21 protein-coding genes are annotated in these 26,428 nt (G+C 38.1%); 7 read left to right on the top strand and 14 right to left on the bottom strand.

The features are described 5' to 3' along the window. Positions 1-41: 41 nt before the first annotated feature. Both IWC72_RS05505 and hemB read right to left on the bottom strand, forming a co-directional pair. The gene (locus IWC72_RS05505; RefSeq protein ID WP_194529094.1) at positions 42-1,373 is read right to left on the bottom strand and encodes a serine hydrolase domain-containing protein; all 1,332 of its coding nucleotides are present in this window, start codon (positions 1,371-1,373) and stop codon (positions 42-44) included. A gap of 21 nt (positions 1,374-1,394) precedes the next feature. Further along, on the bottom strand, positions 1,395-2,384 hold the full coding sequence (hemB, locus tag IWC72_RS05500; protein WP_194529093.1) for a porphobilinogen synthase: 990 nt from the start codon (positions 2,382-2,384) through the stop codon (positions 1,395-1,397). Positions 2,385-2,453: 69 nt separating this feature from the next. On the opposite strand from hemB, the gene IWC72_RS05495 reads away from it, so the two are divergent. After that, on the top strand, positions 2,454-5,096 hold the full coding sequence (locus IWC72_RS05495; RefSeq protein ID WP_194529092.1) for a DEAD/DEAH box helicase family protein: 2,643 nt from the start codon (positions 2,454-2,456) through the stop codon (positions 5,094-5,096). Here IWC72_RS05495 and IWC72_RS05490 read toward each other — a convergent pair. The 7 genes from IWC72_RS05490 to hemA form a co-directional block, all read right to left on the bottom strand. After that, on the bottom strand, positions 5,083-5,739 hold the full coding sequence (locus IWC72_RS05490; RefSeq protein WP_194529091.1) for a hypothetical protein: 657 nt from the start codon (positions 5,737-5,739) through the stop codon (positions 5,083-5,085). The two genes, IWC72_RS05495 and IWC72_RS05490, sit on opposite strands and share 14 nt — an antisense overlap. A gap of 8 nt (positions 5,740-5,747) precedes the next feature. Further along, positions 5,748-5,897 carry a hypothetical protein gene (locus IWC72_RS05485; RefSeq protein ID WP_194525213.1) on the bottom strand — a complete coding sequence of 50 codons (150 nt, stop codon included), beginning with the start codon at positions 5,895-5,897 and terminating at the stop codon, positions 5,748-5,750. Positions 5,898-5,913: 16 nt separating this feature from the next. Beyond that, the gene (gene hemF, locus IWC72_RS05480) at positions 5,914-6,816 is read right to left on the bottom strand and encodes an oxygen-dependent coproporphyrinogen oxidase (RefSeq protein ID WP_194529090.1); all 903 of its coding nucleotides are present in this window, start codon (positions 6,814-6,816) and stop codon (positions 5,914-5,916) included. A 118-nt stretch (positions 6,817-6,934) separates the two neighbouring features. Further along, the gene (locus IWC72_RS05475) at positions 6,935-7,486 is read right to left on the bottom strand and encodes a GNAT family N-acetyltransferase (RefSeq protein WP_194529089.1); all 552 of its coding nucleotides are present in this window, start codon (positions 7,484-7,486) and stop codon (positions 6,935-6,937) included. A 12-nt stretch (positions 7,487-7,498) separates the two neighbouring features. Beyond that, positions 7,499-8,533 (bottom strand): uroporphyrinogen decarboxylase, encoded by a 1,035-nt coding sequence (gene hemE, locus IWC72_RS05470; RefSeq protein WP_194525210.1) that lies wholly within the window; start codon positions 8,531-8,533, stop codon positions 7,499-7,501. A 59-nt stretch (positions 8,534-8,592) separates the two neighbouring features. Beyond that, on the bottom strand, positions 8,593-10,176 hold the full coding sequence (hemC, locus tag IWC72_RS05465) for a hydroxymethylbilane synthase (protein WP_194529088.1): 1,584 nt from the start codon (positions 10,174-10,176) through the stop codon (positions 8,593-8,595). Next, positions 10,173-11,429, bottom strand: a complete 1,257-nt coding sequence (hemA, locus tag IWC72_RS05460) for a glutamyl-tRNA reductase (protein WP_194525208.1) — start codon at positions 11,427-11,429, stop codon at positions 10,173-10,175. Before hemA ends, hemC begins: the two co-directional genes overlap by 4 nt. A 206-nt stretch (positions 11,430-11,635) precedes the next feature. Here hemA and IWC72_RS05455 point away from each other — a divergent pair, with 206 nt between their 5' ends. Next, positions 11,636-12,526 carry a helix-turn-helix transcriptional regulator gene (locus IWC72_RS05455; RefSeq protein ID WP_194529087.1) on the top strand — a complete coding sequence of 297 codons (891 nt, stop codon included), beginning with the start codon at positions 11,636-11,638 and terminating at the stop codon, positions 12,524-12,526. Positions 12,527-12,755: 229 nt separating this feature from the next. Here IWC72_RS05455 and IWC72_RS05450 read toward each other — a convergent pair whose 3' ends face one another. From IWC72_RS05450 to IWC72_RS05440, 3 genes are all read right to left on the bottom strand, one after another. After that, positions 12,756-13,601 (bottom strand): N-acetylmuramoyl-L-alanine amidase-like domain-containing protein, encoded by an 846-nt coding sequence (locus tag IWC72_RS05450; protein ID WP_226979497.1) that lies wholly within the window; start codon positions 13,599-13,601, stop codon positions 12,756-12,758. 28 nt (positions 13,602-13,629) lie between these two features. Next, on the bottom strand, positions 13,630-17,151 hold the full coding sequence (locus tag IWC72_RS05445) for a TraB/GumN family protein (protein WP_194529086.1): 3,522 nt from the start codon (positions 17,149-17,151) through the stop codon (positions 13,630-13,632). 139 nt (positions 17,152-17,290) lie between these two features. After that, positions 17,291-18,367, bottom strand: a complete 1,077-nt coding sequence (locus IWC72_RS05440; RefSeq protein ID WP_194525205.1) for a mechanosensitive ion channel family protein — start codon at positions 18,365-18,367, stop codon at positions 17,291-17,293. Positions 18,368-18,626: 259 nt separating this feature from the next. On the opposite strand from IWC72_RS05440, the gene hemH reads away from it, so the two are divergent. Together hemH and IWC72_RS05430 are read left to right on the top strand one after the other, a co-directional pair. Next, positions 18,627-19,658 carry a ferrochelatase gene (gene hemH / locus IWC72_RS05435; RefSeq protein ID WP_194529085.1) on the top strand — a complete coding sequence of 344 codons (1,032 nt, stop codon included), beginning with the start codon at positions 18,627-18,629 and terminating at the stop codon, positions 19,656-19,658. A 32-nt stretch (positions 19,659-19,690) separates the two neighbouring features. Continuing rightward, complete coding sequence (locus tag IWC72_RS05430) at positions 19,691-21,079, top strand: MATE family efflux transporter (RefSeq protein ID WP_194529084.1); 1,389 nt, start codon at positions 19,691-19,693, stop codon at positions 21,077-21,079. Between the two features lie 30 nt (positions 21,080-21,109). On the opposite strand, the gene IWC72_RS05425 is transcribed toward IWC72_RS05430, so the two are convergent. Both IWC72_RS05425 and IWC72_RS05420 read right to left on the bottom strand, forming a co-directional pair. Next, complete coding sequence (locus IWC72_RS05425; protein ID WP_226979496.1) at positions 21,110-22,438, bottom strand: alpha/beta hydrolase family protein; 1,329 nt, start codon at positions 22,436-22,438, stop codon at positions 21,110-21,112. A gap of 60 nt (positions 22,439-22,498) precedes the next feature. Beyond that, positions 22,499-23,314, bottom strand: coding sequence for an EcsC family protein (locus IWC72_RS05420; RefSeq protein WP_226967955.1), 816 nt, complete (start codon positions 23,312-23,314; stop codon positions 22,499-22,501). 163 nt (positions 23,315-23,477) lie between these two features. On the opposite strand from IWC72_RS05420, the gene IWC72_RS05415 reads away from it, so the two are divergent. The 3 genes from IWC72_RS05415 (at position 23,478) to IWC72_RS05405 (ending at position 26,417) form a co-directional block, all read left to right on the top strand. Next, on the top strand, positions 23,478-24,020 hold the full coding sequence (locus tag IWC72_RS05415) for a CopD family protein (protein ID WP_194529083.1): 543 nt from the start codon (positions 23,478-23,480) through the stop codon (positions 24,018-24,020). 160 nt (positions 24,021-24,180) lie between these two features. Further along, positions 24,181-25,590 (top strand): sensor histidine kinase, encoded by a 1,410-nt coding sequence (locus IWC72_RS05410; RefSeq protein ID WP_194531084.1) that lies wholly within the window; start codon positions 24,181-24,183, stop codon positions 25,588-25,590. Between the two features lie 47 nt (positions 25,591-25,637). Further along, positions 25,638-26,417 carry an enoyl-CoA hydratase/isomerase family protein gene (locus tag IWC72_RS05405; protein ID WP_194529082.1) on the top strand — a complete coding sequence of 260 codons (780 nt, stop codon included), beginning with the start codon at positions 25,638-25,640 and terminating at the stop codon, positions 26,415-26,417. Positions 26,418-26,428: the final 11 nt, after the last annotated feature.

The following is a 26,428-nucleotide window of genomic DNA, read 5'->3' as shown; positions in this document are numbered from 1 at the left end:
TAGTAAAACGAAGATACCAATTAAAGTATAATCTTCTGATCTTATTTACTTGGTAATGTGGCTTTATAAAATACCTGTTGTACTGCAGGTCTAATATTTAGGTTATAAAGGTTTCTATTATCTCGGGTAGGATTAACCCTATTTGAAAGAAAAATATATACCATTTGATTTTCTGGGTCTGCCCAGACGAATGTTCCTGTAAAACCACTGTGGCCAAAACTACCTGCGCCTACTTCTGGAGCAGGATACGCTTTGGATAGGGGCAGTTCCGAGTTGTTTAATGAAGGCTTATCAAAGCCTAGACCTCTGCGATTATCATTTTCGGGAAACTGCACACGTGTAAATTCCTTTACAGTGGCTTCGGATAAGTAACGTTTACCATCATACACTCCATATTGCATGTACATCTGCATCAATTTTGCTAAATCCGTAGCAGTGGCGAATAGTCCGGCATTGCCGGATATACCACCTAAAAGTGCAGCATTCTCGTCATGAACCCAGTTTTGGGTTAGGGCATGACGAAAGAGTGTATCATTTTCTGTTGGTACAATAGTGTTAGAAAAGCCTTTTGGTTTTGGTTTAAAACCCATTGTAGGTGCATTCAAGGGTAAATAGAAATTTTTCTCTAGATAATACTCAAAAGTATCTTTCGTCAACTGTTCAACGAGTTCTGGAAAAATTAAGAATGCAAGTCCGGAATATGAATATTTCTTTTCTCTGGATACATCTGACCGGTCAATAAGGCGATACATTTTTTTGTTGAACCTATTTTTTACGTAAAGTCCATCGTAGGCTTGGTTTTTAAACCTTCTGCTGGAAGACGTTCTAACAAATCGCTTCTTTGCCTTACCGTTTTTCCTAAAAACCTCATTTAGAAAAACGATATAAGGCTTAAGTCCCGCTTGATGCGCTAGAATTTCGCGTAATGTAATATTTTGTTTGTCTTTTATTCCTTTCCAGCGGGTCCAATAGGTGCTAAACGGAACGTCCAAATCAAGTTTCCCTTCATCAACCAATTTCATAATGGCTGGTAGAGCGGCAGTAATTTTAGTGACGGAAGCTAAATCATAAATATCATCTAAAGCTACAGGTTGAATGCTATCGTATGTATGATAACCATAGGCTTTGTGAAAGATTATCTTCCTATTTTTGGCCACTAATACCTGCGCCCCAGGAAAAGCGTTCTTCTTTATACCGTTTGTTATTATTTTTTCAACATTAGTATTAATGTATACCGAATCTAACCCTACGTCAAACGGACTTCCATAAACCAATGCATTATTGAACCCAATATTTAAAGGCGTAGAAGTACCTTCCTGTGCTCGCGATAACTGGATTGTTAAAATAAAGAATAAAAGCTGAATTACTCTCAACAATGATTTTTAGAAGTTTTATTAGCCCAATAATTTAACGGCATCTTTAGCAAAATAACTAGCAATGATATTGGCTCCGGCTCTTTTTATAGCAGTAAGTTGTTCCATCATTACCGCGTCATGGTCCAGCCAGCCTTTTTCGGCAGCGGCCTTTACCATGGCATATTCACCACTTACTTGATACACTGCCACGGGAACATCAACTTCATTACGAATTTCACGTACAATGTCAAGATAACAAAGACCTGGTTTTACCATTACAATATCAGCACCTTCATCTACATCCATTTCAGTTTCCTTAAGTGCTTCAAAACGATTGGCATAGTCCATTTGATACGTTTTCTTGTCTTTAGGTACGTCTTTTACATCTACAGGAGCAGAATCTAAAGCATCTCTAAACGGGCCGTAAAAAGCACTGGCATATTTAGCGCTATAACTCATAATTCCCGTATGGATCAAACCTTCATCTTCAAGAGCCTCACGAATTGATAGTATGCGACCATCCATCATATCGCTTGGTGCTACAATATCAGCTCCGGCCAACGCGTGAGATACGCTCATTTCCGCTAAAAAATCAGAGGTTTCATCGTTAAGAATTTGTCCGTTTTCAACAATTCCGTCATGACCGTAAGATGAATAGGGATCCATGGCAACATCGGTCATGACCAACATGCCAGGGCAAGCGTTCTTCACAGTTTTAATGGCGCGTTGCATTAGTCCGTCTTCGTTTAATGCTTCAGTACCCTTATTATCTTTTAGGTTGTCAGGCACTTTTACAAAAAGTAGTACGGCATGCAAGCCCATTTTCCAAAGTTCTTTAACTTCTGCCTCCAAAAGGTCTAAGCTCAACCGGTAGTAATCGGGCATAGAAGCAATCTCTTCTTTAATACCCTTGCCTTCTGTTACGAAAAGAGGAACCAGAAAATCCTTGGGCGATAAAATAGTTTCGCGCACTAAACTTCTGATAGATTCGTTTGTTCTTAGTCTGCGGTTTCTTCTAAGTGGGTACATGATTTTGCCTATTTTTGAATATCCAAAGTTACTTATAATCCTCCTAAAAAACAGAAAAACGACCAACTCTTGACGGAACTAAAACATAGCTTGAATTTTAAGTTTGAATGGCGGAGTTATCAGCAGAATTTTCTTGACAATTTTGAGGAGCATATAACGGATAACCATCTACATGTAGTTGCTCCGCCAGGCTCTGGAAAGACCATTTTGGGTATAGAGGTTTTACGTAGGGTAAACAAGAGAACCTTAGTTTTAGCTCCTACTTTGACGATTAGAAACCAGTGGCGTGATCGTTTAGAGTCATTTTTTCTAAATGAGAATTCTTTGGTGGATTATACAACGAATATTAAAGAGCCTCAGTTTTTGACCTTTTCTACATATCAGTCATTGCATGCGCTAAATAAACGTTTTTTAGATAATGACGATGATTCACTATTAGAGTTTATTAAAAGAAATGGCATTCAGACGGTTGTTCTGGATGAAGCTCACCATTTAAAAAACGAATGGTATAAATGTTTGATGATTCTGAAGCAAATTGAAGATCTAACAGTTATATCCCTTACTGCCACGCCTCCGTATGATAGTTCTGGGGCTGAATTGAATAAGTATTTTGAACTCTGTGGACCAATTGATGACGAAATAGCGGTACCCGACTTAGTGAAGAACGGTGACCTATGTCCGCATCAAGATTTTATTTATTTTTCAAAACCTTCCGAAACGCAGATTAGATATATCGTAGGGTACAGAGAGGACATTATTCAGTTTATGAACGAACTGAAAGCGGATGAAAGTTTTCAAAACCTTCTTTTAGAACATCCATTTTATAAAAGAACGGAAGAGGTGCTTGAAGAAATTTATGATAAACCTTCATTCCTGTCGGCCATGTTAATTTTCTTGAATGCTGCTGAATTCGAAATAGATAAAAAGAAATTACTCTTTCTAGGTTTTGAAAGTACAGTTGTAAATTTTCCAACACTTACGTATGATTGGTTGGAGATCTTACTTCAAGAACTTTTGGTTGTTCAGCGTGAAGATCTCATCCAGTATGAACCTATTTTACATGACATAGAAAAACGCTTGAGCCGTATTGGAGTATACGAGAAAAAGAAGGTCAATTTTATAGGGGACGAGCAGCTATACCGTTCACTGGCAAGTAGCCCAAGCAAGTTAGAAAGTATACACAGTATTATTGAACAGGAGCAACAAATTTTGGGTAACGACTTGAAAGCAGTTGTTCTTACCGATTTTATCAGGAAAGAGTTCCTAGATTTTAAAGGCGATGAAGTAACTGCACTTAATAAATTGGGCGTGGTTTCTATTTTTCAATACCTACGTGTTAAATCTGCCCAAAGTCAGTATTTGGGGATACTAACAGGTTCGCTGGTTGTTCTTCATAAGGATGTGGTTTCAGAATTTGAGGTGTTGCTGGGTAGTGGTACTTTCAGCATGCAGCCCTTATCTTCTGATGCGGATTTTGTACAAATTACAGTTTCTGGGAACAATAAGAACAGTATTGTAGGCACGGTTACAGCGCTTTTTCAGATGGGAAAAATTAAAATACTAATTGGTACTAAATCTTTGTTGGGTGAAGGGTGGGACGCTCCGGCTATAAACACCCTGGTTTTGGCATCGTACGTAGGTTCGTTTGTGTCATCCAACCAAATGCGGGGCAGAGCCATTAGAATGGATGCTAATGAACTATCTAAAACCGGTAATATTTGGCATTTGGCATGTCTTGACCCAACTATAAATGATGGTGGTAAGGATTTGGAACAATTAAAACGCCGATTCTCCGCCTTTTCGGGGGTTTCTATTAGTGGAAAAACTTATATCGAAAATGGATTAGATAGGCTTCAACTGCCCGAAATCTTTAATGAAGAAACAGATTTAGACGAATTGAATACTAGTATGGTACAATCTGCTTCAGAAAGAAATACTTTGCAAGAAAGGTGGCATGAAGCTATTGATAAAGGCAGCCTATTGGTCCGGGAAGTGAAAGTACCTTATTCGGGCAAAACTCCGTTTAGAAAAGCAAAAAAAATGCGTTCGGTAGATGCAGCACAATATTTGTTGATTGAAGTGGTTGCTGGTTTAGGTTTATTCCTTCCTGAGTTTTTAATGAAGAATATAGGAACCCTATTGAACAAGGGCATTTTTCAGTTTGTATACTTCTTGTTGGCAGGTGTTGTAATTGGTTTTGCACCTAAAACATATAAAGCACTGAAATTATATTTCTTATTTGGGAACTCTATTAAGAAAACGGAGAAAATAGGAAAAGCTTTATTGGCTTATCTTATAAAAACGAAACGGGTTCATATTGGTAATTCAGAGATTACAGTGGAAACTGAGCAACATAGTAACGGTAGTTTTGCCTGTTATTTAAGAGGAGCCTCCAATCATGAAGGGTCTTTGTTCGTTAACCTGTTACATGAAATACTGGCACCCGTAGAAAATCCTAGATATTTACTGGTTAGTAGTAGTTGGGTAAAAAGGACATGGGATGTCCGTAATTATTATGTAGTGCCACAGGATTTGGGAAAACGAAAAAAGGACGCCATAGAATTTCACAGCTTTTGGAAGGAACATGTTGAGAATTCAGAACTACTTTACACACGAACAAAAATAGGTAGAAAAGAGTTGCTTAAAGCCCGTTTGGCTCATGTAGTGTATCAATTCAAGGAGGTTTCAGAAAAAGCGATTACTTGGAAATAATCCGTTCAGTATTTTCTTTGCACCGTATTAATTGGGTTAGCTCTTTACCGTAGCCGTAAGCAGACCATAAGGTAGTGTCCTTTTTAATTTCAATTGGGTTTTCATTGGCATCAATAAAGCGTTTGGTAGCTCCAACCAAGGGATGGTCCATACTTTTTATTTTTATAATTGAACTATTTCCTGGAATAGTTAATTCCCCTTCGTAGTCGTAACAGTAAACAAGTACTTTATCGCCTAGACTTGCATTTGTGTTACTAAAACAATCTGTAGTAAAGAATTTTTGGCTTGCATAACTACTATTCCCCATATCCTTAATTTTATAGACTTCATCTAGGGCTATAGTTCCCTTTTGAGAGATGTATAAAGGGGCGGCATCATAATTGGCTTTTTCTAAGTTGACAATTGTACCTGAAAACACAAGAGAATATTCTTTACCACAATACCCAATGAACGGACCGGATTCTTCCCACCAGTAGGTGTACCCTACATTTAAGGTGTCTTGGGTGAATACTATTTCAAGATCGCTTTTGGATCGTTTGGCGTCACAGGAAGTCCCTATTGCCAAAATTGCAAATGCTAAAAGCAACTTACAGATAAAGTGATTGCTTAAGTAAACGGTATCAGGGGTTTTTAAAAATCTCACTCCGTAGATCAGGTTTTTTTTTGGCCTTGTTTTGCAATCTCCTTCAGGCGTAATTTACGCGTCTCCTTCTCTTGTTTTAATTTCGCTTTTTTCCGATTTAAAAGCTTGGTATGCTTGGCTTTATTAACTGTGTTTTTTGCTTTTCCTTTTTTAGACATAACAAGTCATTAAGGGTTATACCCATTTTTTTGGATTTTTTAGAATATCTACCAATCGGTATTCTTCACTTCCTTCTTCTGGCTGGTGGTCATAACGCCATTGCACATGTGGAGGTAGGCTCATTAGTATACTTTCAATTCTACCGTTGGTCTTCAATCCAAATAAAGTGCCTTTGTCATGAACAAGATTAAACTCCACATAGCGTCCTCTTCTGACCTCCTGCCAATCTCGCTGTTCTTGGGAGTACTCCAATTTTTTTCTTTTTGAAACAATCGGTATATAACTATCTAAAAAGCTATTACCCACTTCGGTAACAAAGTCATACCAATTTTCCATACTCATCTCATCGGTAGCTTTGCAGTAGTCAAAGAAGAGCCCGCCTATGCCTCGAGCCTCATTCCTGTGGGCATTCCAAAAGTAATCATCACACTTCTTTTTATAGGTTGAATAGAAGTCTGGGTTATGTGTATCACAAGCAGTCTTACAAATAGTGTGGAAGTGAACTGCGTCTTCATCAAAGAGATAATAAGGAGTCAAATCCTGTCCTCCCCCAAACCACTGGTCAACAATATTTCCTTCCTTATCATACATTTCAAAATAACGCCAGTTGGCATGGACTGTAGGCACCATCGGGTTTTTAGGGTGAAGCACCAGACTTAATCCGCAAGCATAAAAATCGGCATCTTCTACTCCAAAATAAGTCTGCATGCTCTTGGGTAAGGCCCCATGCACACCAGAGATATTTACACCGCCTTTTTCAAAAACGGCACCATTTTCTATAACTCTAGTTCTACCGCCGCCACCTTCCGGTCTGTTCCAAACATCTTCGTGAAACTTGGCTTTACCATCTATTTCCTGAAGTTTAGAAGTAATAGTGTCTTGAAGGTTTTGAATGTAACTAAAGAATTTGTCTCTCATTAAAGGAAAGGTTTTGTGCGAATTGACTGTAAATTTACAATATACAAAGGAAGCTATGAAGAGATACCGACTACAAATGACTATTTATCAGGATTTTATTTTGAATTGTTAAGGCGTTTTAAACATGAAGCTCATATAACTCCATATCTAAGGGAGATTCGCTAGGAGGCGTATGCTCTTTTAATAATACCTTTTGCCATGTATAACCACATTTTTCAGCTACCCGTATACTGCCATTATTGGTTTTGTGAACAATAATTTGGAGCGTTTTAAGGCCTAAATCATTTGTGGCATATTTGGATAAGGTGTCAACAGCTAAGGAAGTAATGCCTTTGCCTTCGAATTGGTATCCTATGCAATACGCCAGTTCTGCTTGTTTTTTCTCCCAGTTCAGTTCTTTAATATAAACAAGACCTATAATTGTGCGGTTTTCATTGTCTTTTAGAACGAACAAAAATTCCTCGTTCTTCTGATATTCATGGACTTTCTGTTCAACAAAAATTTGGGAAAGGCTGGGCGTAAGATTTGCAGCTAGTGTTATTGGAAAATATCTTTGTAAACGTCCGGAATTTATAGTTACGAAATCACAAATACGCCAGGCATATTTTTCATGTATTGGTTCTATGGAAAAGCTTTCGAAACGGGCAATGGCGCTGTTTTCGTTTTCCATGTCCATTTTGATTTAGCTAACGGGTTTCCATTCTTTAACCGCGTCTATAAATGCCTTGGCATTTTCAACAGGTACGTTTGGTAATATGCCGTGACCAAGATTTACGACATAGCTATCTTTTCCAAATTCATTAATCATTTGGGTCACCATCTTCTTTATTTCTGATGGAGGGGATAGCAATCTAACGGGGTCAAAGTTACCTTGCAACGTAATTTTCCCGCCGGTTAGGTAGCGTGCATTACGCGCAGAACACGTCCAATCTATACCTAGGGCGGCAGCACCCGATTTTGCCATATCGCCAAGAGCGAACCAACACCCTTTACCAAAAGCGATAACGGGAGTTTCATCTTTTAAGGCATCAATAATTTGCTGAATGTACTGCCATGAAAATTCATTGTAATCCGTTGGGGAAAGCATTCCGCCCCAAGAATCGAATACTTGAACCGCATTTACACCTGCTTTCACCTTCGCTTTTAAGTAGGCAATAGTTGTATCCGTAATCTTTTGTAGAAGTTCGTGGGCCACTACAGGTTGGGTAAAGCAAAGTTCTTTAGCCTTATCAAAAGTTTTGCTTCCTTGGCCTTGTACACAATAGCATAAAATGGTCCATGGTGAGCCTGCAAAACCAATAAGTGGAACTTCATCATTCAGTTTTTCTTTGGTAGCTTTTATGGCATCCATAACATAACCCAAAGCATCGTTTACATCTGGAACGATAACACTATCTAGGTCTTTCTGCGAGCGGATAGGGTTAGGTAAGTATGGACCAAAATTTGGTTTCATCTGTACCTCAATATTCATAGCTTGAGGAATCACAAGAATGTCACTAAAAAGAATGGCTGCGTCCATTCCGTATCTACGAATAGGCTGCACTGTAATTTCAGAGGCTAACTCTGGAGTCTGACAACGCGTAAAGAAATCGTACTTTTTTCTGATTTCCATAAACTCAGGAAGATATCTCCCTGCTTGACGCATCATCCAAACGGGTGGGCGGTCAACAGTTTCACCCTTTAGGGCCCTAAGAAAAAGGTCGTTTTTTAATGGCATAGCTATAGTTTCATTCCCATGAAGAGGGAAGTCCGTTTATTATTCTAACCGTAAAAATATTAATTCTTACGGTACGTTTGGTTGACCAATTCAATAACGCTCTCTACTGTTGGTATTTTTGCTATATGAACTGTATCAAAATGTTTCTTTGCTTCGGCCGCAGTGGTTTCACCAATACAATACGCTACCTTATTAGTAGCATTTTTTAGTAGATAGCTGTTAACCGTAGAAGGGCTAAAAAACAGAATACCCTCAACACTATCTTCAACTTCCGCAGGCGCGTGTTTGGTCGTATAGGCTTCTATTTCGTTAACCTGAATATTGTTTTCTGCAAGTATGGTTGGTAGGTCGTTAAGTCTAAGGTTGCTACAGAAATATGTAACCTCAGTGCCTTCCATATATTCCACTAGGTACTCGGCCAATTTTTTAGCATCTTTTTCCTGATGCTTTACTGGGCCTATGTACTTTTTTATCATTCGTTTGGTTTTTCCACCAACACAATATATATTTTTAAACTTTAATTCCTCCGGAGATACACTTTTTATAAGCGACTCAACAGCATTTTGGCTGGTAAGAATCACGTTTTGAATTTCTTTTTTAAGGATAAGATTAGAAATTCGGTTCGGGCTTACTTTGATAAAATCTTCAGACTTCACCTTTATGTCCGTATCAAAAAGTTCCTCTTGATCTTGAGTAAGGTTCTTGGTGGAAAATATTTTAGTGTTTTCTAAAGTACCTGTAGCGCTGGTCATAAGTAACTTTCCGCCTCTACTAAAAATACTGTTTGCACAGTCTTTTGCCAGATAGGTATGTTTTCCTAATGGTGCAGTGAATTCTGCTTCAAGTTTTTTCTTGCCATCAACGGTTAAAAGCACTCCTTTAAGAGTTACCTCGTTTTCTTTATCTATAGTGGCAAGTGCGCCAATAGGTGCTGAACAACCACCTTCTAGAATTCGTAAAAATTCACGTTCTAGTTGGGTGCATATTTCGGTAGGCTTGTGATTAAGTTCCGCACAGGCCTCACGAACAAATTCGTCATCTTCTTTGGCCACAACCATTATGGCTCCTTGAGCTGGAGCGGGAACCATCCAGGTAAGTCCAATTGTATTTTCAGGTTCAAGACCAATACGTTCAAGTCCTGCGGCTGCAAATATAGCGCCGTTCCAATCACTGTCTTCCAGTTTTTGGTAGCGGCTATTAACATTTCCGCGAAGGTCAACAACAGTATGTGTTGGGTAGCGGTTAAGCCATTGCGCTTTTCTACGAAGGCTTCCAGTAGCGATTATACCTTTTTTTTCCCCCATAAATTCTTCGTTCTTTTTGAACGCAAGAATATCTAGAAAATTAGCACGTTCAAGAACAGCAGCCTGTACAATTCCTTTGGGTAATGCAGTAGGCACATCTTTCATACTGTGTACCGCAATATCAATATCATCATTGAGCATGGCTACGTCTAGGGTCTTGGTAAAAATACCCGTAATGCCCAATTCATATAGCGGTTTGTCAAGTATGAGGTCGCCCGTAGACTTTACGGAAATGACTTTTACCTTATGGCCTAAAGCTTTTAATTTGTTTTTAACGGTGTTTGCTTGCCATAGCGCTAATTCGCTATCGCGTGTACCAATTCGTATGACCTTGCTCATGGAGTGTCGAGTTCGAGTTGAAAGACTTTTTGAATGAGTTCTAGACTTGTGTCAGAATCGACATTGTCGTCTTTAAGATGATTTGCGAACTGCTTTGTTATTTTTTGAATAATTCTATTGGAAATTACATCTGCCTGTTGCTCGTTGAAGTTGGACAGTTTTTTGGATTGATAGTCCATTTCTTCGTCCTTCATCGTTTTCAGCTTCATTTTCAGGGCTTTGATAACCGGCGCGAATTTGCGTGTTTCCAGCCACTGAATAAAATCGCCTTTTACTTCATCTATAATGACTTCCGCTTCAGGAATGAACTGTTTTCTTCGCTCTAACGTATCATCGGTAATTCTAGAAAGCTGATCTAAATGCACCAAGGTAACATTGTCCAAATCTTCCACATTATCGGAAACATTTTTTGGAATAGAAAGATCTAAGATTAAAAGCGGTTTTTTGGTATGGATGAGTTCTTTTGATATTGTTGGTGATTGCGCACCAGTTGCAACAATCAATACGTCCGTAGAACGAATTTCGGTTTGTAAATCCCCATAATCTTTAACCACCAATTGAAACTTTCCGGCAATTTTTTCGGCTTTGTCCTTCGTACGATTAATAAGGGTTATGTGACTGTTTTTGGTATGTTTAATTAGATTTTCGCAGGTATTTCTACCAATCTTTCCTGTGCCAAATAGCAAAATGTTTTTATCTGAAATATCTACAACGTTCTCCATAATGTAGCGAACGGAGGCAAAAGAAACAGATGTTGCTCCCGAAGAAATTTCAGTTTCATTCTTTATACGTTTGCTTGCTTGGATGACCGAGTTGCACAAACGCTCAATAAAAGGATTTGCAATACTGTGTCTTTTAGAACGATTGAAACTAGCCCTTAACTGACTAATGATTTCAAAATCTCCTAAAATCTGACTGTCTAAACCAGTGCCCACACGAAAAAGGTGGCTAATGGCGTCGTTATTCTTGTATACGTATGCCACTTCTTGAAACTCTTCTACAGAGCCTGAAGTGTTATCGCAAAGTAATTTTATAAGTTGAAAAGGGTGTTGGGCAAAACCGTTAAGTTCGGTCCGGTTACAAGTTGAGGTCACTAATAGACCATCTATACCCAACTCACTGGCTTTAACCAAAATGCGTTCCATTGCAGCATCGTCTAAACTGAATTTGCCACGAACCTCGGCATCAGCTTTTAAATAGCTGAGGCCAATAGTGTAGAACGAGTTGTTTTTTGAAATGTGGTAATCTTTCATGAAAGCTTTTTCAAAGCGGAAACAAAAATAAGAGGCATTGTTGAATAAAAATAACGCTAGAGGAACAATAAGTGTCGTTGAGGGTTTTTTTAGTTGTTTGTGAATGTAAATCCGTTGAAAACCAGTATTTTTGTAGGAAATACTGTGCTTAACGGTATATCTATTTAGAACGCTTCTAAATAAAAACAAACAAATTCTTGTTTCAGATGGAAGGAAAAAATATCGCTCAAGGTTCATTTCAAGAGGTCTTAATAGAAGACGGTTTTTATGTGCTTAAAATTCAAAATGACACTACTGAAACACAACGTGTAGTGCGGGATATAGATAGCAGTTTCATTCAATTTCACTTTTGTCTAAAGGGTGAGGCTAAGTTTATTTTTAACGAAGGGAGATACAGCCTTGAGGTTTCCGAGGAGAACTCTTTGTTGCTGTATAACACGCAAATAGATTTGCCTATGGACTTGCAATTGGAACCCAATTCTTGGTTGGTCTCCGTAGTAATGACCATTAGAAAATTTCATTCGCTTTTTTCCAAAGAGGCAGATTATATTCCTTTTCTAAGTGCGGACAATCAAGATAAAAAATATTATGCCCAAGAAGGAGTGAGTCCGGCAATTGCGGTTATTTTAAGTCAAATGATGAATTACAATCTTCATCCCTCCATAAAAGAACTGTATATAAAGGGTAAAGTGTATGAATTGATTTCTCTGTACTTTAATAAAAGTGATGATGCAGATGTTGAGCAATGCCCTTTCTTGGTAGATGAGGACAATGTACGGCGTATTCGTAAGGCAAAAGAAATTGTTATTTCCCGCATGGCTGAGCCTCCTACCCTCACTGAACTATCTGAAGAAATAGGGTTATCCTTAAAAAAGCTGAAAGAAGGTTTTAAGCAGATTTATGGCGATTCTGTTTTTAGCTTCCTATTTGATTATAAAATGGAGTATGCGAGAAAAATGTTGGAAACCGGTAAGCACAACGTAAACGAAGTAGGTTTAAGAGTTGGGTATAGTACGGCCAGCCATTTTATTTCTGCCTTTAAAAAGAAATACGGGACTACTCCTAAAAAATATTTGATGGCGTCTGCAAATAGTTAAACTTTTTAGCCAGATATATCAGGTTGATTTTCTGTTTGGGAAATTTTTACTGAAAAAACAAGAACCAACTAGTTAGTTGGTACAATGAGATATTTCTTGAAACCGTTATTTCATGGGAGCCGATTTGTATCGTGAAACTTTCGGTGAACGGTCATATGGCAGGTTTTAATAGGAAGGTTTCAAATAAAACGTACTGGACAGTCGGTTCCTTTATTTTGTTTTACGTAGCTCAACGGGTAGGTCTAGCCACCATTATTCCCGTATTTTTCTTGATTTTTTTGAGATATTCGGCAAGTGGTTTTTTGGAGACTTCTACTTTCATTGAACCCGTTGAGGCATGTAGCAAATGAATGCGTCCGTCTTTTTCTTTAGTGGCAATTCCGGTGTGGGTAATGTCCAATCCATTAATTGACGTGGTCAAAGCAATGATGTCACCAGATTGAATCAAATGCTCGTTTGCGGCAATGTCATCCTGAGCCAATATGCAAATAGGTTGATTGTTGAGGTAGTTTTCGGAAGCCTTTACTTTTTCAAAATTTTTGTCATCGCTCAAGAACGGATAAAGGTCACGATGTGTACTCATAAAATTTATGGGCTTGGTAACTTCTTTGCCACCAATCTCAGAAGTAACATCTTTTAGGAATCCTTTCTTTTCATTATTAGCTATCCACTCGGAAAAGTAATGCAGGCGGGATGCATAGCCATCCAGCGTGCCATCTTTGTAGCGGATACTTTCAAGTGTTTCCGTAAAATCTTTAAAACCCGATTTTTCGTTTTTCAACATCAATCCAAAAGCAAGGACGTTTTCGACATAGGTTGTACAATCTAATCCTTGTAGATTGATTACCAGAGTTTCTGTATCACCAATCTCTAATGTTTTGGCAACGTAAGGCGTATCCATAAACGTTTTCCCAATAGCCACTATGGTTTTCCCAAAGTCTTTATCTAATAGGCCGTCAATAGTAATGAGCTTGTTTTCTACAGCTTGTTTATCTACTGGTGAGCAGGTAATTTGCTGCGCAGGGCATAGTGTGGAAATAAGAAAAAACAATATAAAGTAAACAGGTCTGATCATAGCGATACTTTAATGTGAAGGTACAAATTTACAGTCCAAGATGACCATACATTCCATAACCGTTGGGCCTATAGATATCTGCGCGTCTTCTGTCTTTTAGTTCAAAAGCTTCGGTGAGGTATTCAATTACTTCTTCATCGGTATCCGTATCTTCTATACGCATAGCATCACTTTCATAAAAAGGATTGGTTTGAAGTTTTTGGTTGTTTTCAAAGATTAACAGATACATGGAAAAATTCTTGTCATAATCTTCGTTATTCCGCTTTTTAAAGTAAAACCCCGTATATTGTTTTTCTTTAAATCGAAAAGGCTTTTGAGATACGAAATCAACAGAATCCTTGACCTTGTTATATTTTGAGCCTTCAAAAAGAATAGCTTCGGCTAAATGTTTTTGTGAATTAAACTTAGAAGGAAAATGGCCGAGCATATCTACCTTTTCTAATGTATTGAACAACGGGAGTCTGCCATTTATATCTGACGCCAAACTTGTTAATTGATTTTGAGGTACTTGTTTTCCGTCCTTAAGTAACTGAGCAAGGTAGGCTGCTTGAACACCAGGGTCTTTAACCTGCTTAATTTGTGTGAAAAACTGTTCTACGGATTTGTCAGTATGAAATGGGTACAACAATGTAATATAGTCTTCTAACAAAGAGGTATTACTTCTGCTAATTCTAGGGTTATGGAAATCATTTTGAGAATTGGAAATATCTCTTCCCAACTGTCTTTTAATTAGGGTTTTGGCATCGTTTAGAATCTGAACTCTATACTTTTTGTACAGTTTTGGTTTGATAATACCTTTTATTAATAACTCTGACAAAAGCGAAAAAATAGGTTCTTTATATTCAGGAATGGAACTGTAGTCCAAAAGGGTGGGGTACAGTTTTTTTGCTAATTCTAAATTTTCGCGATACGGTTTAAAAATAAGGCTAATATTGAATGTGTTTGATAGCAAAGGCAAATCTATTTGCATGAGTTCTAACAATAGTTTTGTTGATGCTTCATTGGATTTTTTAGCAATTTCTTGAAGCAAAACAGCCTGTGCGGTGGAGTTGTTATACGATTTTGCGTAAAACCTTTTAGAAAACTCAGTGAGGTCAACATCTTCTAACTCTGCTAATTTCCGAATAAGGTGTAATTGTATTTGGCGCTCTCCTTTGCTTAAATCAAACTCATAAATATGCTTTTTAAGGGCTTCCGCGTGTTTGGGATCGAATTTTATAAATCGATATCCGTCCAGTGCAATACTGTCATTCGTATCAAGCGCACTAAAAAATTCAGGTACTTTATCTTCAAACAGCTGTCGTCCAATTACGGTGTCTTTCGGAACAAAATTATCAAAGAATTCACTAATGAAAGCACTCGGTTTTTCAATGGTATCGACAACAGCCTTCAACTCGTATAGAAGCCCATCTTTTAATATATTTTTCACTAAAATTCCCCTTGTACTAGCGGTATCCGCTAGTGTCATTTGTAGTTGATGATATCCGTTGGAAGAGCTGTTGGTCTCCTTTATTATATTGTATTTTTTATGAGCATACAATTTCTTTCGTAAGGCCCATGCAGAATCTAAGTTTCTGAACATTAAAAAATCGTGAGATTTGTTTAATTCTACAGATATCGCCTCTCCATTTTCATTCTGGTAAACGGTTTTTTTATGGAATGGGTCGTATGATTTTGTTTTGGGCGCACCGGTATAATAGTTGGTGCTGCTCTCAACAAATTTAGGAGGTTTTACAGTGGTTTTGGTACTGAAATATAAAGCCGTATCCACTACGGTTTTAAAGGGTTTTTGATGTTTACTTGTTTTTAGTTTAAACGATTCAAAAAACAATTGTGCTTCTTTTTTGCTCTTTCCAACCGTACCCAATAAATAATACTCACCTCTTCGCAAGGTAGTCATGAGGTAAAGGCGCTTTTTTGTTTTTGGGTCGATTTCAGCAGATGAAGTCAGCCTTCTGTCTTCAAATGAATTGTATTGAGGATTTAATTCTAAATCTTGGTAAAAACGTTTTTGTATTTGTTTCAATTCAAAAGTATCGGCCTCAATAAAGTTGAAATCGTTTAAAACTGATTTACGAAGAAAGTAATAATTGTTAGAGAGAGAATCAAAGCCTTCTATCCATCGGTTACCACTTCTACTGCGATTTGTAAAACTATAAAGTGAAGGCATTTGAACTTCAAAATCTTCAAATAGAGAAGAACGTATTTTAGGCCCTTTAATAGAGTCTGTTCTAAATTTTAAGCTATCAAAAATAAGGTCTGAGAAATTAGTTACATAATCACCTTCTCCTCCCATTTTAATGATAACCAACTCTAACGGAGTTTCAAAAATTTGATACCGTTGGTGGTCGCCGTTTTTAAGACGGTTTTTGATATCTAGGCCATAGAATTGACCGTTTTTAATCGGTTTTTTTTCTAAGATTTTTCCTGGAATATTCTCAAAAAGAAGTTTGTCTATTTCTTCCAAAGAAAATAACGCATCTTTTTTAAGAAATGAATAGGTTGGAATACGGTTAATAACTACAAAACTGCCGTTTGCTAAGTCGGGTGAAACATAGGTGGTTTTGCCAATATCCGAAACCGGGTAAAGCTTATTGGGAAGGTTAACTGTAAGAAAATCATCTTCCGTACTGTATGTATCGTATGTATTCTCGCGTTTCTTTTGCTCAAACTTTAGTTTTAATTTTTTACCTCTAGATGTGGCTTTGGAAAGTAAGGGTTTTACAGTATATCCCTTTTTTCTTAATAATGAAATTACACCTTGGTTGCCTGGTAAATGAGCCGCTCCTATACCTGCAAATATTTTTCCTTTTCGCATTACAGAATCCATACGGTGAACCATATTGGCATTGCGTATGTACAACATGTTTTTCATGTAATGAGGTGTGTACATGGCCCGGTCAATAGAATCTAACAAAGCAATGTTGCGCTCTCTATATGCATCTTGTAGTAAGAACAAAGGGTCTGATTGTTGCATTCTTTTTTGGAGCCATTCATCTGGTTTTTGTTTAATGGCATTTAAACTGGCCCTGCCTACAAGTGCAGCGGACTCTTCCATGTTTTCTAATGCAACAATGGGCTTGTTGAATTTTTTACCCGCTTGGTAAATGAACATGTCAAGGTAAGTTTCCTCTTCAAAGTTTTGAGAAAATTCATTTGTACGGTAAAGGATGTTGTTTACAATACGGTCTTCGTAGGCTAGGTATGCACCCAATATTTCTTTTCTAGGATTTGTTACTTTAAACGAACGTGCATAGAACCCTTTGGTAACGAAACCGGCTTCAGCACCGTAAGGGGTGGAGCCTGCTAGATTTTCTTTTTCTAACCAGTGGCCTGGGTCAGATTCTAGGGCAACCATATCACTTTTGTCTAGGGCATCAAAAAAAACATCATCTAAACGAAAAGCAATCTTTTTACTCACATGCATGGTGCCATATAAGTAAGATGTTTTCTGTAAACCGTTTCCTGAAATTTCCCAAAGAAGACTATTTTTTTCTTGGGCCTTGACCGAAAAAGAAAGAAGCAAAAGAAAAATCGATACAAATCGCATAAATACTTTTTTGGTGAGGGAGTAGACAACACGTTAGCATGCATTTAAAGATGAACGCTTTTCACAAAAGTAGAAAAGTGATTTGTGCAATATATCCCTACAAACCGTTAAAATAAATATTGGTTTTAAGGTATAACGGCTATTCTAAGGTTGTATTTTCTGAGGCCTCGATATTTTCCAAACGCAGTCTTGTGCGCGGTAGGCTTTGGGGGTAATTTTGTTGTAAAAACGTTATTAATTTTTCCCGAACATGTACGCGAAGGTCCCATGCCGTAGATGAGTCTTTAGCACTCATTAGCGCTCGTATCTCAATATGATTGACTTTGGAATCTGTTACCTGAATATTGTTTACTTCGCCGTCCCAAAGATCTGTTTGTTTTAGAATTTGGGTAAGTTCTTTTCGCAAAGCATCAAATGGAACAGAGTAATCGGTATAAAGAAAAACAGTGCCTAAAATATCTGCAGAAGATTTTGTCCAGTTTTGAAACGGTTTATCAATAAAATAGGTCGTAGGCAATATTAACCGTCTTTTGTCCCAAATTTTAACCACCACATAGGTAAGTGTAATTTCTTCAATGCGGCCCCATTCTCCTTCAACTACAACAACATCATCTAGTTTGATAGGCTGGGCTATGGCAATTTGAATTCCAGCTAGAATAGTACCAATCATTTTTTGAGCAGAAAAACCAATAATAATACCAGCAACTCCTGCTGAGGCAAAAACACTTATTCCAATTTCACGAATACTGTCAAAGCTCATTAATGCAATGCCACAAGCAAGAATGATGATAATAAAAATTATAATCCGCTCTAGTATGTTGAATTGTGTGGCCACCTTTCGTGCCCGTAAATTATTTGAAGTGTTCATGTCATAGGAATGCGTGACATGCTCTTTGATGATTTTTATAATTTTTATCAATAACCAGGTAAAAGCAAAAATGAAAAGCAAAGTGCTGGTTTTTCTAAAGTAGTATTCAAGGTGTGTTAGATCTAGTAATTGCCTTAAAGAGCCCATTCGTATTACTATGGAAAGTAGAATTAGAAAAATAGGAGTGCTAACTTTCTTTACAGAAGAAGGGGCGATTATATATTTGGGGTTTTTTCCCAGTTTGCGAAGCACTTTTAATAACATAAAATAGGCAACTAGCAAAATGGTGAACGACCCTAAAAGAAAAACAAGGGCTTTGTAGTTTTCGTTGAAAAAATCGTTTAGCATAGCAAATTGTTCAAAGGCAAGAATAGCTTGTTATTATAATTCAACAGGTCTGAATCACATCTAAAATTGATGTAATCTATAGTAGCATCAAAAAGTATTTTAATAACATGCACTCTAGATACGTTTCAAGGCGTATTTTTGTGAAAATTATACGTTTGCTCAAGTAAATGGGCACTTAAAGATAGCTGTATTCCCTCAAAGCCGAAAGTTCTTTATGGTGAAATAAACTGTCTTATAATTAAAAAAGTATTGCTAAGCTATGAAAGGAGTTTTATTGGTTAACTTGGGTTCCCCAGACAGTCCCACAGCTAAGGATGTTAAGCCTTATTTAGATGAATTTTTAATGGATGAACGCGTGATTGATGTGCCCAATTGGTTACGTAATATATTGGTCCGAGGGATTATTTTACAAACTCGCCCTAAAAAGTCCGCTGAAGCTTACGCTAAAATTTGGTGGGAAGAGGGTTCTCCGTTAATTGTTATTTCAGAACGGTTTTCAAACAAGTTGAAAGAGCATTCAGATATGCCTATAGCTTTGGGAATGCGCTATGGTAGCATGACCATAAAAAATGCTTTGAAGGAATTATATGATAAGGGTGTAGATGAGGTGTTGTTAGTGCCGTTATACCCGCATTATGCCATGTCATCCTATGAAACGGTTGTTGTTAAAGTGATGGAAGAGCAGGAAGCATTTTTTCCGAATATGAAATTGACTACCCTGCCTCCTTTTTATAAAAACCCAGAGTATGTTCGTGTACTTTCAGAACGAATTGCAGAAAGCCTTGAAGGGTTTGATTATGATCACATCTTATTTTCGTACCATGGTATTCCGGAAAGACATATTCGCAAATCTGATCCTACCCGTTTTCATTGTAAAATAGATGGTAAATGCTGTCAGACCAACTCCGTGGCGCATAATACTTGCTACCGTCACCAGTGTTTTGATACGACGGAATCCGTAAAGGCATATTTGAACCTTCCCGCGGACAAAGTGAGTAATTCTTTTCAATCGCGTCTTCCTAACGACCCATGGTTAAAACCGTATACCGATTTTGAATTTGAACGTTTCCCTAAAGAAGGTATAAAGAATCTCGCTGTTATTACACCTGCTTTTGTTGCCGATTGTTTGGAAACACTAGAGGAGATTGCCATGGAAGGACAACATCAATTTCAAGAAGCCGGAGGAAAGGAATACAAACACATTCCCTGTTTGAACGAAAGTGATACGTGGGTAAAAGTTATGGCTAATTGGATTAAGGACTGGCAAACTACAGGCGCTTTGCCTGCGTAAATCTGTAAAATAGGGCTTAACAGGAATAAAGAATGGCTAAAGTATCATCGGAACAGTTAGGGTCGGAACCAATTGGTAAGCTTTTGGTAAAACAGGCCTTGCCAGCTTCTATTGGTATTTTGGTGATGTCTCTTAATATACTGGTAGACTCTATTTTTGTTGGTAATTGGATTGGCTCTATTGCCATAGCCGCTATCAATGTAGTTCTTCCTGTATCCTTTTTTATTGGGGCTTTAGGGATGGCCATAGGTATTGGAGGAGCAAGTATTATTTCTAGGGCTCTTGGGGCGGATAACCACGCAAAGGCCATAAAGACCTTTGGTAATCAAATTACGTTAACGCTGTTGATTACCACGGTAATGGTGGCATTGGGACTCTATTATATTGATGTCCTCATACCTGCTTTTGGTGGTAAAGGAACCATCTTTGAGCCTGCCAAGATTTACTATACTATTGTGCTTTATGGAGTGCCTTTTTTGGCGCTTTGTATGATGGGAAATACGGTCATCCGTGCAGAAGGGAAGCCTAAATTTGCCATGATTGCCATGATTATACCTTCCGTAGGAAACCTTCTTATGGACTATATATTCATTTATATTTTTGATTGGGGTATGGAAGGGGCGGCCTGGGCTACTACCGTTGGCTACGTATTGTGTGCAGCATATGTCTTCTACTTTTTTCTATCTAAAAAATCCGAACTCAAGCTTAGTCCGGCATGTTTTCGGCTTGATTTGCCGATTATAAAAGAAATTGGGTCTTTAGGTTTTGTAACCTTATCCAGACAAGCTACCACGAGTGTGGTCTATTTGCTAATGAATAATATACTTTTTGGCCTTGGTGGTGAGGCTATGGTTGCGGTTTATGCCATTATTGGTCGTATGTTAATGTTTGCGCTGTTTCCTGTATTTGGCGTTACCCAAGGATTCTTGCCTATAGCGGGATTTAATTACGGAGCAAAAAAATACCAAAGGGTACGAGAATCTATTAATACAGCTATTAAATATGCATCACTATTGGCAGCCGTTGTATTTATTGGGCTTATGAGCTTTCCGCAAGAAATAGCTTCTCTGTTTTTGAGTGATAGAGCAGGGCAATCGGCACATGATTTGGCGGCCAATGCGTATGTTTTAGAACACATACCTCTAGCTATGCGGTTGGTATTTGCTGCAACGCCAATTATTGCGTTACAGTTAATAGGTGCCGCTTATTTTCAAGCAATAGGGAAAGCTGTACCGGCGTTGTTACTTACCTTGTCTAGACAGGGTTTCTTCTTTATACCACTTATTTTGATTTTACCCAACTATATGGGGGAACTGGGTGTTTGGCTTTCCTTTCCCGTAGCAGATGTGTTGGCTACAATTGTAACGGGTTTCTATTTGAGGAACGAAATTAAGAATACCTTAGTCCCAGAAGAGGCTTAAGTCAGCCTCCTCCGGACCTAGGTAAGTTCTTTATTGTTTCATATTCACTCCCGCAGCTTTAGCATGTCTAAGTTCCATACCTGTTGAAGACCTAGGTTTGAAACCGTGCCAGTCTTGCTCGTTAGATTCTTTGGGAATATTTAAATACGCATCGTTGTTTTCTCCTTTAAGATGTGTTCCTAAAAAAGCGGTTAGAAAGTGCTGGTTAATGTTGTTGATTTTTCTTTGGTCCCAAGAAGGTTCGGCATATCTGTAATATTCATCAATATGTAAACCGGGTTGAAGAGCTTCCGCTGGTGGAGGGTTCGGAGCTACGTTATGTCTCGCATTTTTATAGGTAAGCAAATATCGGTCTGCATTAACAGCGCCCTCATAAATTGCTTTAATACCTTTTTCGTAACCAGAAATATCATCTTGGTCGCCCGCTATAAAAAGTGTTGGTTTTTTTAGACCTGCCAATCCGTTGGCATCCCAAACACCTCGTTCCATACCCCAAGGAGCAAAAGCAACTACAGCCTTAATTCTTGGATCTATTTGTTTTTGATATTCTGCATTGCTAGCAGCGAGAGCAGAAATTGCCGAGCTACCTCCGGTCATTTGTCCAAAGAAAGCTGTAAGTCCATCGCTATAGCCAGCTCCTCCAACATTTAAAACACCGTAGCCACCCATGGAATATCCAACAATACCAATATTTTCAACATCTATCATTCCTGAAAGTTGGTCTTTTGATGCTGAATTTCCTTTTTCGACTATCGTATTAATTACGAATTTAATGTCCTTAGCACGGTTCAACAAGGTGCTTTGAAATGCATTGGCATCCTTAAAAGTTGAATCCGTATGGTCTATGGAAACTACTACGTATCCTTTTGACGCCAAGTTTTCGGTTAAATAGGTCATTAAGTACCTTGAGCCCACATATCCGTGAGATACCACAATTAATGGATATCCGCCAGTAGTTGCTTTGGGCGAGGCATCCCGGTAAGCTCTTCCTTTAAAAGAAAAAGGCACCAATGGACGTAAAGTATCACCTCTGGTGCCCATTACCTCTTCATAAGTTACGGTAGCGCCTTTGTCCGTTGGTGCTTCTGAAGGATACCAAACCTCTATGGTAAGAGGCCTATCATACATTGGGTCTGCACCTCCTTTTGAGTTTAAAATATCAACCTGATTCTTATGTGTAATGTTAAGCGTACGTACGCCAACGGTATGTTCGCCTCTATTGGAAAGTTCGGGAGCGTCCGGTAGGGCATCGCCATACAAGAATTCTTGTGCTTGCACGGTAATCGTTGCGCACAAAAACAGCAAAAAAGCTGCCATATGCGTGTTCTTCCTTAGGAGGAAGTTGAGTTGAGTTTTCATAGTTTTATAATTGAGTTATGGTTAAATGTAATGAAATTACACTGAAAAGAGAGTAAAGCGTTAAACTTTGGTAACAGTCAACTCTTCGTATTTCAACCTAATCTGCTCTTCTCCATATTTGCGTTCCAATCGCCTGATGCTAAAATGCGCGTGGGCCATATTTTGAAAATGGTCAATGAACGCCAAATTAATAGTAGCCCCACCAGCAGCGCCTACTATGGGTATAGCTTGGGCCACAAATTTCTCCGAAACTTGAACGCTAAAGCGAGATGCCACTTGGGCTATGAGTTGCAAAAGAGGATTTCCTGTTGTATTGAGTAGGGTAGTTACGGTTTTCCCAGCAATTCCGGTAGCGCCTTTCACCGCGGAACTCATGGCTAATTTTGTGGCATAATATCCCGTATCAAGATTGTCATCGTGTTTGCTCTTACCCCCTAAAGCGAATACTTGTAAACAGGCCAATTGTGAATCTAGCGAATCTAGGTCCTCTCCCTCACTACGGGCAATATCCATAATGGAGCGCATCATGAGTTTGGTAGCCAATGTTAGGTCAACCGCGAAAGCACTCGCTCCTAAAGCTCCCCCAATAGCCCCTGATGAAGTGACCAATGCCTTGTACAAATTGTTCATAGGTGTGGTTTTTGATTTTTTGCTCATTGAGATCAAATTGGTTTTTACCACTGTATGTAGAACTTTGTACGTAATCTGCTGAATCCAATCACGTTGTTTTTGGGGAAGCAATTGTATCCTACTCTCTATAACATTCCCCATTTTATTAAGGCCTTGCATGGCCCATCCTATTTGCTCCATTTTTTGCTTTGCGTTGCTAAGTGTCTGGAAATCTTCCGGTGTCATTTCGTTTTTAATAATTTTCAAGAGATGATAGTTTAAAATATGGGTTGCTCTAAATTAAGCATTCTTCTAAATATATAAGGGTTTAATGAAGCAAAGGATCGTTCGGAAAAATTCGTTTTTGGGTTATATGAAAGGAGTTTGTAGTTTTTCCTAACTTTGAACGGCAATTCTAAAGCTTGGTCCGTTGTACGAATACATAAAAGCATTACATCTTATTTTTGTGATTACATGGTTCGCAGGCTTGTTCTATATACCACGCCTATTTATCTATCATATTGAGGCCTCCCATAAAGCTTCTCCTGAAAAGGAAATTCTTACCAAGCAATTACAGCTCATGGCCAAACGGTTGTGGTTTATTATAACTTGGCCATCGGCTATATTGGCTGTTTTTTTTGCCGTTTGGTTGTTGGTTTTGGTTCCTGCCTGGTTGGAACAACCTTGGATGCACGTAAAACTTGTTTTTGTTTTACTATTGATATTGTATCACTTTAAGACACATCAGATATTTAAGCAACTCCAACGCAATGAGGTAAAGTACAGTTCAAAATTCATGCGTATTTTTAATGAGGGAGCTACACTTATTTTATTCGCTGTAGTGTTTCTGGTGATTCTTAAAAATGCGTTCAATTGGATTTTTGGTGTTGTCGGAATTATTGTTCTAGGAGTCCTCTTAATGCTTGGCATCAGAATATATAAAAGTATAAGGTCTAAAAACCCTGAAGCATAACTCTTGTCTGTAGTAAAATTAGCTTTGTAGAATACTGGAATTTAGTCAGTTTTGAGAAGCCTATGAACATATTTAAAATGGCGTGATATTTGCTACCTTTGATGTAAAATCAAGTCTTTTGTTCACAAAACTTTCGTTAAGGTCACGCATCTTCTTATCTATGATTCTACTCGTGGTCATAGCTTCTATCTTGATTGCTGGCGTTACTGTGTATCAGTATAAAGAGCAATCAGAGGATTATCATTCGGATCGTTTGGAACGTAAAGAGGAGCAAGTGAAGCAAAGCGTAGAGTACGTTTTAAAGAAAACTACATACCCGGTCACAACCAAAAATTTAGGATTAATTTTTAATGAGGAAATTTACGAGATTGCCAATGTTCAGAACCAACGCCTCAATATTTATGACTTAGAAGGCCAGCTAATAAAAAGCTCCAGAGCTAAATTTGAAGTCGATTCTATAGCAAACTGTTTAAGTCCATCTATTTTAAGTCTATTAGAGACTAGTCCCACGAAAAGGTTTGTAGACCAGAAAGCCTTGGCGGGAGATAATTACAAAGCGTCATATACCTATATCAATGACAAAAGGTTTAAACCAATTGGTATTTTAAACTTGCCTTATTACGAGGATGATTCTTTTAATAATATGGAACTTAGAGAGTTTCTTATGCGTCTGGGAGGAGTCTATTTCTTAATGTTGCTTATTGCTATTGGTTTGGCGTACTTCATATCAACCTATATAACACGTTCATTACAGACTATTTCTGATATGTTGGATAGGACTGACTTGAGAAAAAGTAATCAGAAAATACTAATTGATAACCCTAGTGAGGAAATTGAAAAATTGGTAAGTTCCTATAATGCCATGATAGACGAATTAGAGCATAGTGCTGTAAAACTGGCCCGTAGTGAAAGGGAGCAAGCTTGGCGAGAGATGGCAAAGCAGGTGGCACATGAAATTAAAAACCCGTTGACACCTATGCGACTTACCGTTCAGAGTTTTGAACGAAAATTTGATTCGCAAGACCCAAATATAGATACTAAAATTGCCGAATTTTCTAAAACGCTTATTCAGCAAATTGATACCATGAGTAGTATTGCTTCTGCATTTTCCAACTTTGCTGAAATGCCGGCACAACAAAACGAAACCTTAAACATAGTTGAAATTGTTCGCTTGGCATTAGACATTTTTAACGAAGATTATATTCACTTTATATCTGAGGAAGAAGAAATTATTACGAAATTAGACCGTACTCAACTCATACGTGTGGTAACTAATTTGGTAAAAAATGCTATTCAAGCCATTCCGGAAGTAGATGAGCCGCATATTGTAGTATCCGTATCATCAGATAGTGATTTTGCCAAAATCTGTGTGGCAGACAATGGTATTGGTATTGAAGAGGGTTTCAAAGAGAAAATATTTGAACCTAAGTTTACCACAAAATCAAGTGGAATGGGTCTTGGGCTTGGTATGGTTAAAAATATTGTAGAAACCTACAAGGGCCATATTAGTTTTACATCAAAACCAGGCAAGGGAACTGTATTTTCAGTAAAGTTTCCACTGGTGAAATAGGTGGCATGGGTTAATAAATTTAGAACATCACATTAAAAAACAGCTATATGAAATTCAATAATATTCTCATAGATGATAGCACATCAACAGCTATTGTAACTATTAATCGTCCGTCTAAATTAAACGCTCTAAATAGCGAAACTATTCAAGAATTACATGAGGCATTTAAGGCTTTGGAGGAAAAGAAATCAGTGCAAGTAATTATTTTAACGGGCAGCGGAGAGAAGGCTTTTGTTGCTGGAGCTGATATTTCTGAGTTTGCTGATTATTCTGAAAAGAAGGGCGGTAAATTATCAGCTAAAGGCCATGCCATTCTTTTTGACTTTGTAGAGAACCTCTCTAAACCGATTATTGCCGCCGTTAATGGCTTTGCGTTGGGTGGTGGGCTAGAACTTGCCATGGCATGTCATTTTAGAGTGGCTAGCCATAACGCCAGAATGGGGCTCCCTGAAGTGTCGCTTGGTGTTATTCCAGGTTACGGTGGTACGCAGCGTTTACCACAACTTATTGGTAAAGGAAGAGCGCTTGAACTTATTATGACGGCAGGCATGGTAGATGTAGAACGTGCTTTAGATTATGGGTTGGTTAACCACGTAGTGTCGCAGGAAGAGCTGATTGAGTTTTGTAAGAAGATGGCAAGCAAGATATCGAATAACTCCCCAGTTGCAATTAGTTACGCAATAAAAGCCGTAAATGCGGGTTTTAAGAACAGTAATGGATATGACGAAGAAATAAAAGCTTTTGGTGCCTGTTTTGGTACCGAAGACTTTAAGGAAGGTACTTCTGCATTTTTAGAAAAGCGGAAGGCCAGTTTTCCTGGCAAGTAGCATGTCCGCTT

Source organism: Zobellia roscoffensis (assembly GCF_015330165.1).
GTDB classification, from domain to species: domain Bacteria; phylum Bacteroidota; class Bacteroidia; order Flavobacteriales; family Flavobacteriaceae; genus Zobellia; species Zobellia roscoffensis.
Note: the sequence above shows the minus strand (reverse complement) of the source record. Positions and strands in the feature narration are given on the sequence as shown.